At 73.4% G+C, this 17,079-nt stretch carries 13 protein-coding genes; 10 read left to right on the forward strand and 3 right to left on the reverse strand.

The window, feature by feature from the left end; translation table 11 throughout:
• Positions 1-71: 71 nt before the first annotated feature.
• A complete protein-coding gene (locus ACLFMI_RS04880; protein ID WP_410946514.1) occupies positions 72-377 on the forward strand; it encodes a hypothetical protein in 306 nt (101 codons plus the stop codon).
• Between the two features lie 67 nt (positions 378-444).
• On the opposite strand, the gene ACLFMI_RS04885 is transcribed toward ACLFMI_RS04880, so the two are convergent.
• From ACLFMI_RS04885 to ACLFMI_RS04895, 3 genes are read right to left on the reverse strand one after another with little or no spacing between them, the layout of a single operon-like run.
• The gene (locus ACLFMI_RS04885; protein ID WP_410946515.1) at positions 445-1,866 is read right to left on the reverse strand and encodes a YlbE family protein; all 1,422 of its coding nucleotides are present in this window, start codon (positions 1,864-1,866) and stop codon (positions 445-447) included.
• Entirely contained in the window at positions 1,863-3,269 is a 1,407-nt protein-coding gene (locus ACLFMI_RS04890; protein ID WP_410946516.1) for an FdrA family protein, read from the reverse strand. Before ACLFMI_RS04890 ends, ACLFMI_RS04885 begins: the two co-directional genes overlap by 4 nt.
• The gene (locus ACLFMI_RS04895; RefSeq protein WP_410946517.1) at positions 3,266-4,009 is read right to left on the reverse strand and encodes an oxamate carbamoyltransferase subunit AllH family protein; all 744 of its coding nucleotides are present in this window, start codon (positions 4,007-4,009) and stop codon (positions 3,266-3,268) included. The genes ACLFMI_RS04890 and ACLFMI_RS04895 overlap by 4 nt, the downstream gene beginning before the upstream one ends.
• 78 nt (positions 4,010-4,087) lie before the next feature.
• Between ACLFMI_RS04895 and ACLFMI_RS04900 the strand changes: the two genes are divergently transcribed.
• From ACLFMI_RS04900 to ACLFMI_RS04940, 9 genes are all read left to right on the forward strand, one after another.
• Complete coding sequence (locus tag ACLFMI_RS04900; protein ID WP_410946518.1) at positions 4,088-5,359, forward strand: PucR family transcriptional regulator; 1,272 nt, start codon at positions 4,088-4,090, stop codon at positions 5,357-5,359.
• A gap of 143 nt (positions 5,360-5,502) precedes the next feature.
• Positions 5,503-6,864 carry a uracil-xanthine permease family protein gene (locus ACLFMI_RS04905; RefSeq protein WP_410946625.1) on the forward strand — a complete coding sequence of 454 codons (1,362 nt, stop codon included), beginning with the start codon at positions 5,503-5,505 and terminating at the stop codon, positions 6,862-6,864.
• Complete coding sequence (locus ACLFMI_RS04910; RefSeq protein WP_410946519.1) at positions 6,861-7,685, forward strand: FAD binding domain-containing protein; 825 nt, start codon at positions 6,861-6,863, stop codon at positions 7,683-7,685. The genes ACLFMI_RS04905 and ACLFMI_RS04910 overlap by 4 nt, the downstream gene beginning before the upstream one ends.
• A complete protein-coding gene (locus tag ACLFMI_RS04915) occupies positions 7,682-8,191 on the forward strand; it encodes a (2Fe-2S)-binding protein (protein WP_410946520.1) in 510 nt (169 codons plus the stop codon). The genes ACLFMI_RS04910 and ACLFMI_RS04915 overlap by 4 nt, the downstream gene beginning before the upstream one ends.
• An 11-nt stretch (positions 8,192-8,202) precedes the next feature.
• A complete protein-coding gene (gene cutA / locus ACLFMI_RS04920) occupies positions 8,203-10,566 on the forward strand; it encodes an aerobic carbon-monoxide dehydrogenase large subunit (protein WP_410946521.1) in 2,364 nt (787 codons plus the stop codon).
• On the forward strand, positions 10,563-11,258 hold the full coding sequence (locus tag ACLFMI_RS04925) for an SRPBCC family protein (RefSeq protein ID WP_410946522.1): 696 nt from the start codon (positions 10,563-10,565) through the stop codon (positions 11,256-11,258). Before cutA ends, ACLFMI_RS04925 begins: the two co-directional genes overlap by 4 nt.
• Positions 11,255-12,658, forward strand: coding sequence for an amidase (locus tag ACLFMI_RS04930; protein ID WP_410946523.1), 1,404 nt, complete (start codon positions 11,255-11,257; stop codon positions 12,656-12,658). The genes ACLFMI_RS04925 and ACLFMI_RS04930 overlap by 4 nt, the downstream gene beginning before the upstream one ends.
• 303 nt (positions 12,659-12,961) lie before the next feature.
• Positions 12,962-15,073, forward strand: a complete 2,112-nt coding sequence (locus tag ACLFMI_RS04935; protein WP_410946524.1) for a hydantoinase/oxoprolinase family protein — start codon at positions 12,962-12,964, stop codon at positions 15,071-15,073.
• A 5-nt stretch (positions 15,074-15,078) separates the two neighbouring features.
• Positions 15,079-17,019 (forward strand): hydantoinase B/oxoprolinase family protein, encoded by a 1,941-nt coding sequence (locus tag ACLFMI_RS04940; protein ID WP_410946525.1) that lies wholly within the window; start codon positions 15,079-15,081, stop codon positions 17,017-17,019.
• The last annotated feature ends 60 nt before the right edge of the window (positions 17,020-17,079 follow it).

Below are 17,079 nucleotides of genomic sequence, written 5' to 3' on the forward strand. Positions count from 1 at the left end.
TAGCTCGTTGTACCGGCTGGTAACGGCGCCGGATGCGACCATGGCGCCGACCACTTCCGGGAGGGTGCTCGATGACGACAACCGTGGGAACGACCGTGCGACACGGTCTCGGGATCATCGCGACGATCGTGCGGATCGTCGGTCTCGTGATCGTCGCGGTCCTGGTCGCGCACATCGTGCTGACCCTGCTCGAGGCGAACCCGGCCAACTTCCTGACCGAGTACGTCTCGTCCTGGGCCGGGCAGCTGAACCTCGGGCTCGGGAACCTGTTCGTGCCGGCGCAGCCGAAGCTGGCGGTGACGCTGAACTACGGCGTCGCGGCGATCCTCTGGCTGGTCCTCACGACGGTCGTGGTCCGGCTGCTGCGCCGGGTCTGACCCGCAGCCCCGCACACGACGACGGACGGGCCGGGTGGTCACCACCCGGCCCGTCGTCGTGCGCGTCTCAGGCGCGGCTCCGGGTGCGCGCGGCGAGGCCGGCGAGCGCCTCCGGGAAGATCCCCGCGGGCGGTGTGACCAGCCCGGCGCCGACCTGCCCCACACCCGCGACCCTCCCGGCCATCCCGGTGTTGATCTGCGGCAGCACGCCGGTGCGGCACACCTTCGTGACGTCGATGCCGCTGGGCACCCCGGCGAACTCCAGCACCGGAACGGTCCACCGCGGGTTCGTGCCGAGGGTGATCTCGCGCATCCGGCGGGTGGTGGCGAGGGCGTCCGGGACCGTGCCGCCCACGAGCCGCACGATCGCCGGCGCCGTGGCCATCGCGAAGCCGCCGATCCCCGCCGTCTCGGTGATGGCCGAGTCGCCGATGTCCGGGTTGGCGTCGTCCGGGCCGTAGTCGCCCAGGAACAGGCCGTCGGCGAGCTGGGCCGGTCCGGTGAACCACTCGTCGCCGGTGCCGGAGACCTGGATACCGAAGTCGGTGCCGTTGCGAGCCATCGCGACCACCATCGTGGACCCCTCGACGCCGCGCGCGGCGTCCAGCGCGAGCTTGCAGGCCGGCATGGCCAGGTTGAGGAAGAAGTGGTCGTTGCCGCCGACGAACCGCAGCGCAGCGGCGACGTCGTCGGCGGGGAAGCCGGCGGTCGCGGCCCCCGACACCAGCGCGGGGGACAGGTCGCGCAGCAGCATCAGGGTGCCGGCCCGGTTGCGGTTGTGTGCCTCGTCGCCCATCTGCAGCATCTGGGTGAGGATCGCGGTGACGTCGACCGGGGAACCGTGCTCGCGCACCGCCCGGACCGCCACGCGCAGCAGCGGGCCGAGGACGTCGCGCAGCCAGCGCAACCGGTCCAGCACCTCCGGTGCGTACGCGCCGTAGCGCAGCACCTTGCCGAGGCCCTCGTTGAGCGAGCAGTGGGTCCGCCGCCCGGTGGCGGGGTCCTCCAGCACGAACATCCACATGCTCGGGGTGACGACGCCGGCCATCGGGCCGACCGCCGAGCGGTGGTGGCAGGGTTCCAGCGACACCGAGGTCCCGGCCTCGAACAGGGCCGGTGCGTCGGTGGGGTCGTCGACCAGGCCCTCCAGCGCGGCCCCACCCATCAGCGCGCCGCGCAGCGGGCCCGAGGCCCGCTCCCAGGTGATCGGCGGGCCGGCGTGCAGGAACTGCCCCCGCTCCAGGCCGAGCACCTCGGCGGCGGGCGCGACATCGACCAGCGTCGCGGTCACGCCGAGCATCGCGGCGAGCGCCCGCTCGTTCGCCGCCCGGCGCAGCGGGTCGGTGGCCACGGTGACCAGGTCGTCGGCGGTGCCCGCCATCGGCGGCCGCCAGTCGACCCGGGTGACCGGGATCGCCTGTCCGGCGACGGCGTCGGCGAGCAGGTCGGTGCCGGCCGTCACGACGGCGTCGGGGGTCGCTGTGCTCACGGGGTGGCTCCGTTCCGGACGAGGTCGAGCGCCCGGCGGGTGGCCCGGGCGTTGGACCGGTGCACCTCGGCACCGGCGGCGACCAGCGCGTCGATCTGGCGGGGGAGGTCCTGCGGGTCGGCGTCCGTGCCGACGACGGTGACGACGACCGGGACCCCGGCTCCTGCCAGCGCCGGTGCCAGCGTCGCGGCCGGGTCGGGCTCGGCGCCGTGCCCCAGCACGACGTCGAGCAGCACGGCGGCGGTGTCCGGGTCGGCGAGCGCCTTCGCGAGGTGGTCCAGGCGCAGTGTCGGGTCGATCATCGGGTGCGCGCGGCCGGTGGTGTAGGCGTCGTCGCCGAAGTCGACGAAGGTGTGGCCCGTCCCGGGGTCGGCGGCCTCGGCGATCCGGGCCGCCTCGGTGGCGAGGGTGCCGCCGACGAACAGCCCGCGCAGGTACCGCCCGCCGGCCGCCGGACGGGCCGTGCCGTGCACCGGCCACTCCGGCACCGGGCGGCCGAGCCGCTCGAGGACCGCTTCGGCGGCGGCCGTCAGGTCCGGGCGACCCGGCCCGAGCAGGGCGAGCTCGACCGGCGTGTCCAGGGACCCGACGAACTCGCCGATCTCGTCGACCACGTCGTCCGCCGGTGGCTTGGACACCAGCGCGATCATCGCCACGGTCGGGTCGGCGTCCAGCCGGCGCAGCGCCTCCCGGGTGGCGAGCCCGCGGACCTGCGCCGAGAGGTCCCGGCCGCCGACGCCCAGCGCGGAGCCGACCCCGACGCCGGCGTGGTCGAGCAGGGCCAGCAGCTGCTGGGCGCCGGTCCCGGACGCCGCGACGACGCCGACCGGCCCGGGCGCGACGGTGTTGGCGAACCCCAGCCCCAGCCCGTGCACGACGGCCGTGCCGCAGTCCGGGCCCATCACCAGCAGGGAGCGTTGCGCGGCCGTCCGCTTCAGCGCGACCTCCTGCTCCACCGGCACGTTGTCGCTGAAGATCAGCACATCGCTGCCCGCGTCGAGCGCGTCCATCGCCTCGACCGTCGCGTGCGGTCCCGGGACCGAGACCAGCGCGATCGGTGCGGGGGAGCGGTCCAGCGCGGAGCCGGTGGTCCGTGGGGGTAGCGCGACGTCGGTGCCCTTCCGGGGCCGGTTCGCCTCCTGCAGCGCCTGATCCACTCCGGCCAGCACGGCGGGCAGCGCGTCCGGGCCCGCCTCCAGCCGGACCGCCACCAGCAGGTCGTTCGGCCCGGCGCCGGTGGGCACCTCGAAACCCATGCCCGCCAGGACGTCGACGTTCAGCGGGGTCGCCATGGCGACCTGGGCCGCGGCGACGCCGTCGAACCCCTGGACGGTCCGGCTCACGCGCAACAGCGTGACCGAGTCGGCGTAGGCGCCGGGCCTGACCTCGACATGGGTCGTCATGCGGCAACTCCTTCGGAGCGGTCGGGTACGGGCAGGCCGGGTGGTCCGGGGCGCAGGACGGCCAGGGCGAGGCGGGCGCCGTAGGCCATCCCGGTGCCGGAGCTGTGCCCGACACCCGCGAGCGCCGCCTCCGCGGCGGGCTCGGCGGGCGAGCCCAGCGCGGCGACGAACGCGGCGAACCGGGGGATCACCTCGCCGTCGAGCGCGCAGCGCAGCAGCGTGGCGGACAGCAGGGTCGTCCGGTGCAGGTGCGCGCGGACGGCCACGTCGACCGTGGTCGTGTCGGCTCCGGCGGCGCGGTGCAGCGCGAGCCAGCCGCACAGGACGTCGTCGCCGAGCGGGGTGAGGCCCTCGCCCCGGCCGACGAGGTCCCCCGCGGTGTCCGGGGTGACGGCCGTGGGCAGCCCGACGGCGGACATCCGGGCCGGCGCGGGCGGGGCGCCGGCCGGGAGGGCCGGCAACGAGGGGACACGGGTGTCGACCAACCGCCGGACGGCCAGCGGCTCGCCGTCCAGGTGCAGCACCCCGGCGCGCACGGCCGCGGTCCGCACGTCGAACCGTGCGACCCGCGAGTGCAGCGCGCACGGCACGGCGACGGCGCCGGCACCGGTGACGCCGAGGCACCCGTCGTCGAGCGCGAGGTACACCGCGTCCGGCCCGCGGTGCACGATCCGGACCGGGCCGTCCGGGGCCCGCCGGAGCCGGTCCCGGGCCCGGACGGGCGCGCTGACGGGGATCACAGTCTTCGACGCTAGCCTGGGCAACCCCGCGATCCGATGTTAACTTGTGCCACCTTCAGTGCCCGAGAGGGGCAACACTTGCTGAATGACGATCTCGCGGATCCGGAGTGGCCGGCCCGTGCCGCGCTCGCCCGGGTGGACGCCCTGCACACCGGCCTGACCCAGATCGCACTGGAGGGCGGGGACCTCGCCGGCATCGCGGCCGAGGTCGGCCGGGCGCTCGACGTCGGTGTCGCGTTCACCTCCACCGACGGCCGGGTGCGCGCCTCGGCGCTGTCCGCCGACGTGCACCGGCTGCTCGTCGAGCACGACCTGGTCGACCCGACCGGGCGGCTGCGGGTGGAGCGGATGGGTGCCGACGGCGTCGGCGTCGCCGGTGGGCAGGCCCGGACCCTGCGGGTGGCCGCCGGCGGCACGAACCTGGCCCGGCTGGTGTGCGTGCGCCGCGATGCCCGGCTCACCTCCGACGACGTGCACGCCATGGAACGTGCTGCCGCGGTGGCCGCGCTGCTGATCACCCGGGAGGAGGCGGTCACCGCGGTCGAGACGAAGTACCAGGGCGACTTCCTGCGCGACCTGCTGCTGCGTCGCACCGCCGACTCCGCCTACGTCGCCGAGCACGCCGCCACGTTCGGCTGGGACCTGCGCCGTCCGATGGTGGTCGTGTCCGCCGAGCTGGACCCGACCGACGAGCCGGTCTCCGGCGAGCAGCGCCGGGCCTGGCAGAAGAGGTTCGCGGCCGGGTGGCGGCAGGTCTGCCCGGTGCTCGGCCGGGGCATCCCGACCGTCGACTTCTCCTCCGAGGTCGTGACCCTGCTACCGGTCACCGGGGAGGGGGACACCGGCCCGGCGGGGCGGGACATCGTCCGGCGCGCGGTGACCGCGATGACGGGGGACAGGGGTGGGGGCCGTCGGCAGTTCTCGGCCGGGGTCAGCCGTCAGGTCGCCGGCGTCGACTCCCTGCCGGAGGCCTACGGGCAGGCCCGGCGCGCGGTCGAGGTGGGCCGGCGGATCTCCGGCGGGGGCAGCACGACCTTCTTCGACCAGCTCGGCCTGCACCGGCTCCTCGCGCTGCTCCCCGACCCCGCCGAGCTGCGCTCGTTCGTCCGGGACGCCCTCGGCCCGCTCGCCGAGCCCACGCCGGAGGCGGCCGAGTTGCGCGAGACGCTGCAGATCCTGATCGACACCAACTTCAACGTCGCCGAGGCCGCGCGGCTGCAGTTCTTCCACTACAACACGATGCGCTACCGGGTCTCGAAGCTCGAGCGGCTGCTCGGGCCGCTGGCCACCGACCCGAACCTGCGGCTCGACGTCGCGGTGGCGCTGCAGGGGCTGAAGATCGCGTTCTGAGGTCCGCGTCATCACTTCATGCCAACGGATCCGCGGACCAATCGGCAACGATCGCCGTCGAGGTGCGACCTGGGTCTCATTAGCTTGAGTGGATTCGTTGAGTGGATCCGCGAGGCACCGAACCGGAGGGACCCGAGATGTCGATGTTCACGTGGGAGGTGGTCGACCCCGCTCCGGGCCAGCCGGTCGGAGCCCGTCAGCGGCTCCCGTGGGGGAAGACCGTCGGACTCGGCGTCCAGCACGTCGTCGCGATGTTCGGCGCGACGTTCGTTTTCCCGGTGGTGATGGGGCTCGACCCGAACCTCGCCATCCTGTTCTCCGGGCTCTGCACGATCCTGTTCCTGGTCGTCTGCAGGAACCGGGTCCCCAGCTACCTCGGCACCAGCGCCGCGTTCGTGGGCGGGGTCGCGGCGATCCGGGCGCTCGGCGGAGACTCCGCGGACGTGACCGGTGCGATCCTGCTCTCCGGGGTGGTGCTGCTCCTCGTCGGCGTCTTCGTGCACTTCGCCGGGCCGCGGCTGCTGCACGCGGTACTGCCGCCTTCGGTCACCGGCGCCGTCGTCATGCTGATCGGGTTCAACCTGGCCCCGGTGGTCGCCAGCGTCTACTGGACGGTCGACCAGTGGAGCGCACTGCTCACCGCGACCTTCCTAGTGTTCGCCGCGGTGCTCTTCCCGGGATTCTGGGGCCGGATCGCGGTGTTCCTCGCGCTGGTCTTCGGCTTCGTGCTCTCGTTCCTGTCCGACCTGATGTTCGGGCCGATCACCTCCTGCGGCGGCGACGGCTGCACGCCCGAGCCGCACCCGCGCGTCACCTTCGACGGGCTCGGCGACGCCGCCTGGTTCGGCCTGCCGAGCGGCACCCTGGACGACGGCGTGGCCGCCGTGCACGCGCCGAGCTTCTCCCTGGTGTTCTTCCTGCTGGTGGTGCCGGGCGTGATCGCGCTGATCGGCGAGAACCTGGGCCACGTCAAGGCGGTCGCCGAGATGACCGGCGACGACCTCGATCCCTACATGGGACGCGCGCTCGGCGCCGACGGCGCCGCGACCGCCCTGGCCAGCCTGTTCGGCGGGTCCCCGACGACCACCTACGCCGAGAACATCGGCGTCATGGGCGCGACCCGGGTGTACTCCACCGCCGCGTACTACGTGGCGGCCGTCGCGGCGATCGGCCTCGGCCTCTGCCCGAAGTTCGGGGTGCTGGTCGCCGCCATCCCGGGCGGCGTGCTCGGTGGAATCACCCTGGTGCTCTACGGGATGATCGCCCTGGTGGGCGCCAAGATCTGGGTGGAGAACGGCGTCGACTTCGGGGGACCCCGCAACCTCGTCGGCCTCGCGGGAGGACTCGTCGCCGGCATCGGAGGCGTCGCGCTGGACTTCGGCAACGGCTTCGAGATCGGCGGCATCGCGCTCGGGACGGTCCTGGTGCTCGTCTACTTCCACGCGGTGGGGCTGCGCTCCCGCAGGCGTGCCGCGACCGACGAGGAGGTGACCTCGGAACCGTGAAACCCGCGCCCTTCGACTACGTCCGGCCCGGCGGGATCACCGACGCCGTCGCCGCGCTGTCCACACCGGACAGCAAGGTGATGGCCGGCGGTCAGAGCCTGGTCCCGCTGCTCTCGATGCGGCTGGCCGCGCCGTCGATGGTCGTCGACATCAACGGCCTGCCCGGCCTGGACGCGATCACCGTGACCGGGGACGGAGTGCACGTCGGTGCGCTCGCCCGGCACACCGCGGTGCTGGAGTCGTCCGCCGTCGCCCGGAGCCAGCCGCTGGTCCCGATGGCCCTCGCGCACGTCGCGCATCCCACGATCCGCAACCGCGGGACGACCGTCGGTTCGCTGGTGCACGCCGATGCCTCCGCCGAGATGCCGGTGGTGCTGAGCCTGCTCGGCGGGTCGCTGGACGTCGAGGGGTCGTCCGGACGGCGCACGATCGCCGCGGCGGAGCTGTTCACCGGCCCGCTGGAATCGTCGGTGCGGCCGGACGAGATCGCCGTCTCGGCGTTCTTCCCGGCGCTGCCGGCGGGTGCCGGGGTCGCCTTCGACGAGATCGCCCGCCGGCACGGCGACTACGCCCTGGTCGGTGCGGCGGCCATGGTCGAGGGCGAGGAGATCCGGGTCGGCTACCTGTCGGTGAGCGATGTCCCGGCCGTCGTCGACCTGACCGGGGTCGCGCCGGAGGACCGGGCCGACGCGGCGCTGGAGCACCTCGACCCGATCGGTGACATCCACGCCACCGCGGCCTACCGGCGGCAGCTGGTCCGGATCCTGACCGACCGGGTCGTGGCCGCCGCGACCGCGAACGTGAAGGGAGCCACGCGATGAGCGAGACGCTGCACCAGGTCCGGCTGCGGGTGAACGGGCTACCGCACGAGATCCGGGTACCCGCGCGGCGGCTGCTGTCCGACGCGCTGCGCCACGACCTGGGCCTCACCGGCACGCACGTCGGCTGCGAGCACGGGGTCTGCGGCGCCTGCACGATCCTGCTCGACGGCGAGCCCGTCCGGGCCTGCCTGATGCCGGCCGTGGCGGCCCAGGCCTACGAGATCACCACCGTCGAGGGGCTGGCGGAGCCGGACGGCGCGCTCTCGCCGGTGCAGCAGGCGTTCGCGGAGTGCCACGGGCTGCAGTGCGGTTTCTGCACGCCCGGCTTCCTGACGACGATCACTGCCGGGCTGCGCCGCGACCCGTGCCCGACGCACGAGCGGGCCCGGGACATGATCGCCGGGAACCTCTGCCGGTGCACGGGCTACCAGAACATCGTGCGAGCGGTGGAGCGAGCAGCGACCATCGGGTCGGAGCGGGCGGCGGAGATCGGGGCCTCGTCGTGACCACGAAGCTGATGGGACAGCCCGTACAGCGGGTCGAGGACCAGCGCTTCCTGCGCGGCGGCGGCCGCTACGTCGACGACGTGGCGGCGGGCCCCGGCACCCTGCACGCGGCGGTGCTGCGCAGCCCGCACGCGCACGCCCGGATCGTCGACATCGACGTCTCCGGGGTCCTCGACGTCGAGGGCGTGCACGCGGTCTACACCTACGACGACCTGACCGGCCCGATGGCCGAGCCGCTGCCGGTCCTCATCCCGCACCCCGCGCTCACCCGGGGCCGGACCCAGTACGCGCTGGCCCGCGACGAGGTGAACCACGTCGGCGAGGCGATCGCGTTCGTCGTCGCCGACGACCGCTATGTGGCCGAGGACGCCGTCGACCGGATCGTCGTCGAGTACGAGACGCTGCCCGCCGTCGTCGGCGTCGAGGCGGCCCGGGCGGCGGAGCGCCTGGTGCACGACGACGTCCCGGGCAATGTCGGCGCCCGGCTGGAGCAGACCGTCGGCGACGCCCCGGCCGCGATCGCCGCGGCGCCGCACCGGCTCGAGCTGGACCTGGAGATCGAGCGCAGCGCGTGCATGCCGATGGAGGGCCGCGGCACCGTGGCCCGCTGGGACCCCGACGCCGGCCGGCTCGTCCTGTGGACCTCCACCCAGAGCTCCACCGGTGTCCGTGCCGCGGTCGCCGCGAAGCTCGGCCTGGACATCGGGCGGGTCGACGTGATCACCCCGGACGTCGGCGGCGGGTTCGGTGTCAAGATCGTGCACCCGTGGCCGGAGGAGCTGCTGGTCCCGATGGCCGCCCGCGCGCTGGGCCGGCCGGTGAAGTTCGTCGAGGACCGGCGCGAGCACTTCGTCTCCTCGGCGCACGAGCGCGGGCAGGTCCAGCACGTCGAGGTCGGGTTCGACGACGACGGCAGGCTGCTCGGCCTGGACGTCGAGTTCTGGCACGACCACGGCGCCTACACGCCGTACGGGCTGATCGTCCCGATCATCACCTCGACCCAGCTGCTCGGCCCGTACAAGCCCGGCGCCTACCGGGTGGCGTTCGAGTCGCTCTACACGAACACCGTGATCGTCACGCCGTACCGCGGAGCCGGCCGCCCGCAGGGCTGCTACGCCATGGAACGCACGATGGACGCGATCGCGGCGTACCTGGGGCGGGACCGCACCGAGGTGCGGGCGGCGAACTTCATCCAGCCGCACGAGTTCCCCTACGACCACGGCCTGATCTTCCAGGACGGTCGGGCGCTGGAGTACGACTCCGGCGACTACCCGGCGTCGCTGGAGAAGCTGCGCAAGCTGATCGGCTGGGACGAGTTCGCCCAGTTCCGCCGCGAGTGCGCCCAGCAGGGCCGGCGGGTCGGGATCGGGCTGGCCTGCTACGTCGAGGGCACCGGCGTCGGCCCGTACGAGGGCGCGCACGTGCACGTCGAGACCACCGGCAGGGTCAAGGTCGCGACCGGCCTGACCACCCAGGGGCAGAGTCACGAGACGGCGTTCGCCCAGATCGTCGCGGACGAGCTGGGGGTGCCGTTCGCCGACGTCGAGGTGGTCACCGGAGACACCCGCCGGATGCCGTACGCCGTGGGCACGTTCGCGTCCCGGGCCGCGGTGATGAGCGGCTCGGCGATCTTCAAGGCGGCCCGCCGGACGAAGGAGAAGGCGCTGCGGCTGGCCGCCGAGGCGCTGGAGGCCTCGGTCGACGACCTGGAGATCGTCGAGGGGGTGGTGGGTGTGCGCGGCACGGGCCGGTCGATCCCGCTCGGGACGCTGTCGGTGCTGTCCAACCCGCTGCGCTACGCCTTCGACGAGGCATCGAAGGCCGCCACCCAGTTCTCGGTCGGTGACGCCGACGCGCCGCCGGTCGCCGAGGGCGAGGAGCCCGGTCTGGAGGGCAAGGACTTCTACAGCCCGGAGCACGCCACGTTCGCCTCCGGCATGCACGCGGCGATCGTCGAGACCGACCCGGACACCGCCGAGATCCGGATCCTGCGCTACGCCGTCGTGCACGACTGCGGGAGCTTGATCAACCCGATGGTCGTCGAGGGGCAGATCCACGGCGGGGTGGCCCAGGGGATCGGCGGCGCGCTGTACGAGCGGATGGCCTACGACGGGTCAGGGCAGCTGCTCAACGCGTCCTTCATGGACTTCCTGATGCCCTACGTCAGCGAGATCCCGGACGGGATCGACATCGACCACCTGGAGACGCCGTCCCCGCTGAACCCGCTCGGGATCAAGGGAGCCGGCGAGGCGGGGGTCATCCCGGTCTCGGCGGTGATCGCCGCCGCCGTCGAGGACGCGGAGGGCATCCCGGTCACGGCGATGCCGATCTCGCCGTCCGACCTGCACACCCTTCGGGAGGAACACCGCTCATGAAGATCAGCGGGACCGACGTCGTACCGCACCCGGTCGAGAGCGTGTGGGACGCACTGCTCGACCCCCGGGTACTGGTCACCACCATTCCCGGCTGCGAGAAGCTGGAGGCCACCGGCGACAACGAGTACGCGATGACGGTCACCGCGGGTGTCGCCGCGGTCAAGGGCAGCTACTCGGGCAGCTGCGCGCTGTCCGACCTGAAGCAGCACGAGTCGCTGGTGATGACGGTGCAGGGGGCCGGCGGGCCGGGCACGATCACCGCGGTCGTCGACGTCGGTTTCGACGACCTCGGCGCGGAGGGCACCCGGATCTCCTACGCCGCCGACGCGACCGTCGGCGGCGTGATCGGCGGGGTCGGGCAGCGGATGCTGGCGAGCGTGTCGAAGCGACTGGCGGCCGAGTTCTTCGGCAACGTCGGCGCCGTGATCGCCGCGCCCACGGCGGTGCCGGTCGAGGGGTCCGGCTCCGTCACCACCGGTGCGCCGGTCCCCGCCGGCCGGGACGCCGACACCGCGCCGACCGCACTCGTCGGGGGGCCCCGGTACACCGCCCCGACCACCCGGCCGGGCGTCCACACGGGACCCGCCGCGGGCGCCGCCGGGCCGGACGACCTCACGAAGGGCATCGGGATCGGTGCCGCGGTGGCGCTGCTCGGCGTGCTGGTCGGCGCCGCGATCGGGCGGCGCCGGTGACCGGCGCGGGGCGCGCGTTGTCGGTGGACTCGACCGCCCGCGAGCAGGCCGCCGCGCTGCGCACCAGGGACGTCTCGGCGCGCGAGCTGCTGGAGCTGCACCTCGACCGGATCGCCGAGCGGAACCCGGAGCTGAACGCGGTCGTCTCGCTGGATCCGGGACGGGCCCGTGCCACCGCGGCCGCCGCCGACGAGGCCCTCGCCTCCGGTGCGGACCCGGGCCCGCTGCACGGGCTGCCGTTCGCGTTCAAGGACACCCACGACGCCGCCGGCTGGCGCACCACCTACGGTTCGCCGCTGTTCGCCGAGCACGTCCCGGACGCCGACGAGTTGATCGTCGAGCGGATCCGGCGGGCCGGGGCGGTGCCGATCGGCAAGACCAACGTGCCGGAGTTCGCGGCCGGCTCGCACACGTTCAACCCGGTCTTCGGCACCACGCTCAACCCGCACGACCCGTCCCGGTCGGCGGGCGGCTCGTCCGGCGGCGCGGCGTGCGCGCTGGCGTCCGGGATGGTGCCGCTGGCCGAGGGCTCGGACATGGGCGGCTCGCTGCGCAACCCGGCGTCGTTCTGCGGGGTGGTGGGGCTGCGGCCGTCCTGGGGACGGGTGCCGGAGTGGCCGCAGGCCAACATGTGGGAGACGACGAGCACCGGCGGCCCGATGGCCCGCACCGTCGATGACCTGGCGCTGCTGCTGTCGGCGCTGGCCGGGCCGGATCCGCGGGCGCCGCACGCGCTCGGCGACCCGGGTGCGACGTTCGCACCACCGCTGGAGCCGGCGCCGCTCGCCGGGCTGCGGGTGGCGCTCTCGCCCGACCTGGGCGGCGCCTTCGCGGTCGACGCCGAGGTGGGTGCGGTGGTCGAGGCAGCCGGGACCGCGCTGGCCGGGGCGGCGGCGTCGGTCGGCTCGGCCGTTCCCGACCTGACCGGCGCCGACGAGTGTTTCCGGACCCTGCGTGCCTGGCACTTCCAGGCCCGCTTCGGTGACCTGCTCGCCGAGCACCCGGAGCAGTTCAAGGCCTCGCTCGCCGCGAACATCCGGGCCGGCGAGACCCTGACCGGCCCGGACGTCGCGCTCGCCTACCGGCAACGGACGGCGCTGGCGCAGCGGATGCGGGAGTTCTTCGCCGAGCACGACGTGCTGGTGCTGCCGGTGTCCCAGGTGCCGCCGTTCCCGGCCGACCAGGAGTTCCCGACCGCGATCGACGGGCGGCCGATGGAGTCCTACCTGGACTGGATGCGGTCGGCGTACCTGATCACCGTCACCGGCTGTCCGGCGATCTCGGTGCCGTTCGGGACGACGCCGGACGGGCTGCCGGTCGGGATCCAGATCGTCACCCGGCACGGCGCCGACCGGTCCCTGCTGGAGGTCGCCGCCGCCGTGGAGCAACTGACCGGGTAGGGCGCCGGTCACGACGGCGACCGGGCCCCCATCGACGCGATCCATGGGCAACGGCACACCAGCGCTGTTCGATCTCCGCAGAACAGCCAGGCGCTCCGTTGACCATGACGACGGGTGCCGGACGTCTCGATTGCCGGGGTGCTCCACGTCGATAGCCGTGTGATCGGCTCCCGGCTGGGCGATCACTGCCAATAACTGAGTGCTCCTACGGCAAAGATTGCCATGTCCGGGTGTCTCCTCCGCGGGTTGAATCGAGCCGTGCCCAAGCAGGGCCACCACGCCCCGGCAGCAGGAGGACCAGGCATGACCCGGCGCATCCGGATCGGCATCGACACCGGTGGCACGTTCACCGACGTCGTCGCCTTCGACGAGGAGGCGGGCGAGCTCGTCACCACCAAGACGCCGTCCACCCCCGCCAACCCGGCCGACGGGTTCCTGGCCGGTATCGACAAGGTCCTCGGACTGTTTGCCGAGCGGAGCGCAGGCGGAGCGAGCATCAGCGCCGCTCACGGGTCGGCGATCGAGGCCGTCAGCCACGGCACCACGGTCGCGACCAACCAGCTCCTCGAGGGCAAGGTCGATCGGCTCGGTTTCATCACCACGGCCGGCTACGAGGCGATGCTGGAGATCGCCCGCCAGTCCGTGCCGGACGGCTACGGCAACTCCTACTTCTGGGTCAAGCCGAGCCGGATCGTGCCCCGGGACCTGGTCAAGGGCGTCGAGGGACGGCTCGACCACGCCGGCGCGCAGGTCCGCCCCTTCGACGAGGCGGGGGCCCGGACGGTCGCCCGCTGGTTCCGCGACCGCGGCGTGAACACCCTCGGCGTCTGCTTCCTGCACGCCTACGCCGAACCCTCGCACGAGCAGCGGATGCGGCAGATCCTCGTCGAGGAGCACCCCGAGGCCGTCGTGTCGCTGTCCAGCGAGGTGTTGCGCGAGTACCGCGAGTTCGAGCGGGCCACGACGGTGCTGGTGGACGCGGCGGTCAAGCCGCGGCTCTCGGCGTACGTCGGCAACATCAAGAACCGGCTCGCCGAGTACGGCGACCGCGAGATCCCGTTCTACGTCATGAAGTCCAACGGTGGCGTGCTCTCCGCCGACGAGGTCGTCCACCAGCCGATCACCACCGTCCTGTCCGGACCGGCGGCCGGCGCGCTCGGCGCAGCGCTGATCGCGAAGGAAGCCGGGTTCGACAAGGTGCTGACCTCCGACGGCGGCGGCACCTCCACCGACGTCTCGGTGGTGATCGACGGCGAGCCGACGCTGACGACCGAGGGCACGGTCGGCCGGTTCCCGTCCAAGATCCCGATGATCGACGTCGTCACGGTCGGCGCCGGTGGTGGCTCCATCGCCTGGATCTCGCCGGAGGGCACCCTCAAGGTGGGCCCGCACTCGGCGGGCGCCGACCCGGGCCCGCTCTGTTACGGCAAGGGCGGCACCGAGGTGACCATCACCGACGCGCACGTGTTCCTCGGCCGCATCCCGCCGCACCTGCTCGGGGGCGAGATCGGGCTCGACGTCGACGCCGCCCGCGCCGGCATCGAGACCCTGGCCAAGGAGCTCGAGCTGAGCCCGGAGGCGTGCGCCACCGGCATCCTGGAGATCTCCGCCTGGAACCAGGCGAACGCGTTGCGCCAGGTCACGGTCAAGCGTGGCCTGGACGTCCGCGACTTCGCGCTCACCACGTTCGGCGGGTCCGGGTCGCTGCTGCTGTGCCGGCTGGTCGACGTGCTCGGCGTCCCGACCGTGCTGGTCCCGCCGAACCCGGGCAACGTCTCCGCGTTCGGGCTGCTCACCGTCGACGTCAAGAACGACTACGTGCAGACCCACGTCGCGCTGGCCGAGAGCCTCGATCCCGCCGACGTCGCCCGGATCGTCGACGACCTCACCGGGCAGGCCACGGCGGCGCTGAGCCGGGAGGGGTTCGCTCCCGAGCAGCACGGGTTCGTCCGGACCGCGGACCTGCGCTACTTCGGACAGGCCTTCGAGGTGCGGGTCCCGATGCCGGACGGGTCGGTGACAGCGTCCACGTTGGACACGGTCGCGGAGGCGTTCCACGCCGCGCACCGCACGCTGTACGGCTACGACTTCGCCGGGGACCCCGGCCAGCAGGTCGAGTGGGTCAACCTGCGCGTCTCCGGGATCGGGCCGATCCGCCGCCCCGAGATCGCCCGCCTCGACCTGGTCGCCGACCCGGCCGTCACCGAGGTCTCCCGGCGGCCGGTGTGCTTCGACGCCGCCGACGGCTTCGTCGACACGCCCGTCCACCGGCGTTCCGACCTGGTGCCCGGCGCGGTCGTCGACGGGCCGGCGATCGTCGAGGAGTTCGGCTCCACCGTGCCGCTGCACCCCGGCTTCACCGCCCGCATCGACGCGTACCGCAACATCATCGTGACCCGGGAGGCCACGCAGTGAACACCGTGACCGCAGAGAGCCGGCGGGCCCCGACAGAGTTCCCCTTCGGCCCGCTCACCGGCGACGCCGGCGCGAGCGCCGACCCCGTGCTCGTCGAGATCGTGCAGGGCTCGCTGGCCAGCGTGGAGATGGAGGTGGAGACCGCCATCGCCCGCACCAGCCGCAGCCCGATGATCCGCGACGCGCACGACTTCCGCGCCGGGATCCACGACCGCAGGCTGCGCAAGCTCACCGGCCGCTCCTACTCCGCGCTGGTGCACCCGATCGCCCGCGAGTTCGGAATCGAGGAGATGCGCGAGGGCGACGTCTTCTTCCACAACGACGTCTACCGCTCCGAGGGCGGCATCGGGCACCTGCCCGACCTGTGCGTGACCGTCCCGGTCTTCGCCGGGCCGTCCGGCGCCCGCCGGGTGGTCGCCTTCGTCCAGGCGTTCGGGCATCACGACGACATCGGCGGCGCCGTCCCCGGCTCCATGCCCTCGAACGCGACCAGCGTGTTCTCCGAGGGACTCATGGTCCCGCCGATCCGGCTGTGGGACGCGGGCGTCCCCAACCGGGCCGCTCTGGCGATCATGACCCGGAACTCGCGGATGCCCGAGTCGCTGTCCGCCGACCTCGACGCCGAGTGCTCGGCCTGCCTGATGGGGGCGCGGCGGCTCGGCGAGCTGTTCGACCGCTACGGCGTCGAGACCGTCGAGTCCTGCTTCGACGCGATCATCTCCCGCACCACGGAGACCTACCGCCGGGAGATCCTCGGCCGGATCCCGGTCGGCACCTGGACCTGGGAGGACTACGCCGAGCACGACGGCGTCGACGAGCCGCAGCTGCACACCCAGCGGATCACGCTGACCCGCACCGGCCCCGACGACCCGGACGGCGAGCGGCTGATCCTCGACTTCGCCGGCACCTCACCGCAGGCCAAGGGCCCGATCAACCACTGCGGTGACTACTCCGACGGCGTCTTCCTGAAGAAGTGGCTGGCGCCGATCCTGCGCAACCTCGCCGACTCCCCGGAGCGGATGGCCGAGCTCGACGTCAACGAGGGCATCGTGCCGCTGATCGAGATGCGCTTCCCGCCGCCCGGGACGCTGCTCACCCCGATCTTCCCGGCACCGACCAACGCCCGCACGTTCGTCATCCTGCGGCTGCTCGGCGTGCTGGCCGGCGTCGTCGCCAAGGCGGTCGACGGGGAGATGCCCGCCGACCAGGAGACGATCCGCTACACCGGCGTCTACGGCGAGGACTTCGACGGCCGCCCGTACCTCATGCGCGAGGTGCTCGGCGGCGGCTCCGGCGGCCGCTACTACGCCGACGGCGAGGACACCATCCACGTCGTCCCGGACTCGCGGAACCTGCCGACCGAGTTCACCGAGGCCCGGTTCCCGTTCCGGGTGGAGTCGCTGTCGCTGGCCGTCGACTCCGGCGGCCCGGGCGAGTTCCGCGGCGGGCTCGGCTACGAGAAGCACATCCGGATGCTCAAGGACGCCCACTTCATGTCCATCGCGGACCGGTCGATCCTGGCCTGCTGGGGCGTGAAGGGCGGCAAGGCCGGGCACCCGTTCCAGGTCGTCATCGACCCGGGCGGACCCGACGAGCGCGAGGTCGACGCGCTCGCCGACGCCGAGCCGGTCGCCACCGGCGAGGTGATCCGGATCCGCACCACCGGGGGCGGGGGCTGGGGCGACCCGCTCGCCCGCGCGCCGGAGGCTGTCGTGCGGGACGTCGTGTGGCGCAAGGTGTCACCCGAGGCGGCGTTCGCCGACTACGGCGTGGTGCTCACCGGCTCGCTCGACGACGACACCCTGGCTCATGACGCCACCGCCACCGCCACCGAGCGCGCCGGCCGATCCGCCTGGTCCAAGACCGACGACGCCTTCTTCGACCGTGGCCCCGGCTACGCAGCTCTCGCCGCCGGCGCTCCCCACGCCGAGGTCGACCGGCTCTGAGCCCTGACCACCGGGACCGGGGCGCGACAGCCGATCAGCACGCTTGTGTCCTGGGCAGGG

It is taken from the genome of Pseudonocardia nantongensis (genome assembly GCF_046546495.1).
Classification (GTDB): domain Bacteria; phylum Actinomycetota; class Actinomycetes; order Mycobacteriales; family Pseudonocardiaceae; genus Pseudonocardia; species Pseudonocardia nantongensis.

What these genes read in the sequence shown, in the direction of transcription:
- ACLFMI_RS04925 (WP_410946522.1), top strand. Translation starts at nt 10,563, where the DNA reads ATGAAGATCAGCGGGACCGACGTCGTACCGCACCCGGTCGAGAGCGTG.
- ACLFMI_RS04905 (WP_410946625.1), top strand. Translation starts at nt 5,503, where the DNA reads ATGTTCACGTGGGAGGTGGTCGACCCCGCTCCGGGCCAGCCGGTCGGA.
- ACLFMI_RS04915 (WP_410946520.1), top strand. Translation starts at nt 7,682, where the DNA reads ATGAGCGAGACGCTGCACCAGGTCCGGCTGCGGGTGAACGGGCTACCG.
- ACLFMI_RS04880 (WP_410946514.1), top strand. Translation starts at nt 72, where the DNA reads ATGACGACAACCGTGGGAACGACCGTGCGACACGGTCTCGGGATCATC.
- ACLFMI_RS04890 (WP_410946516.1), bottom strand. Translation starts at nt 3,269, where the DNA reads ATGACGACCCATGTCGAGGTCAGGCCCGGCGCCTACGCCGACTCGGTC.
- ACLFMI_RS04935 (WP_410946524.1), top strand. Translation starts at nt 12,962, where the DNA reads ATGACCCGGCGCATCCGGATCGGCATCGACACCGGTGGCACGTTCACC.
- cutA (WP_410946521.1), top strand. Translation starts at nt 8,203, where the DNA reads ATGGGACAGCCCGTACAGCGGGTCGAGGACCAGCGCTTCCTGCGCGGC.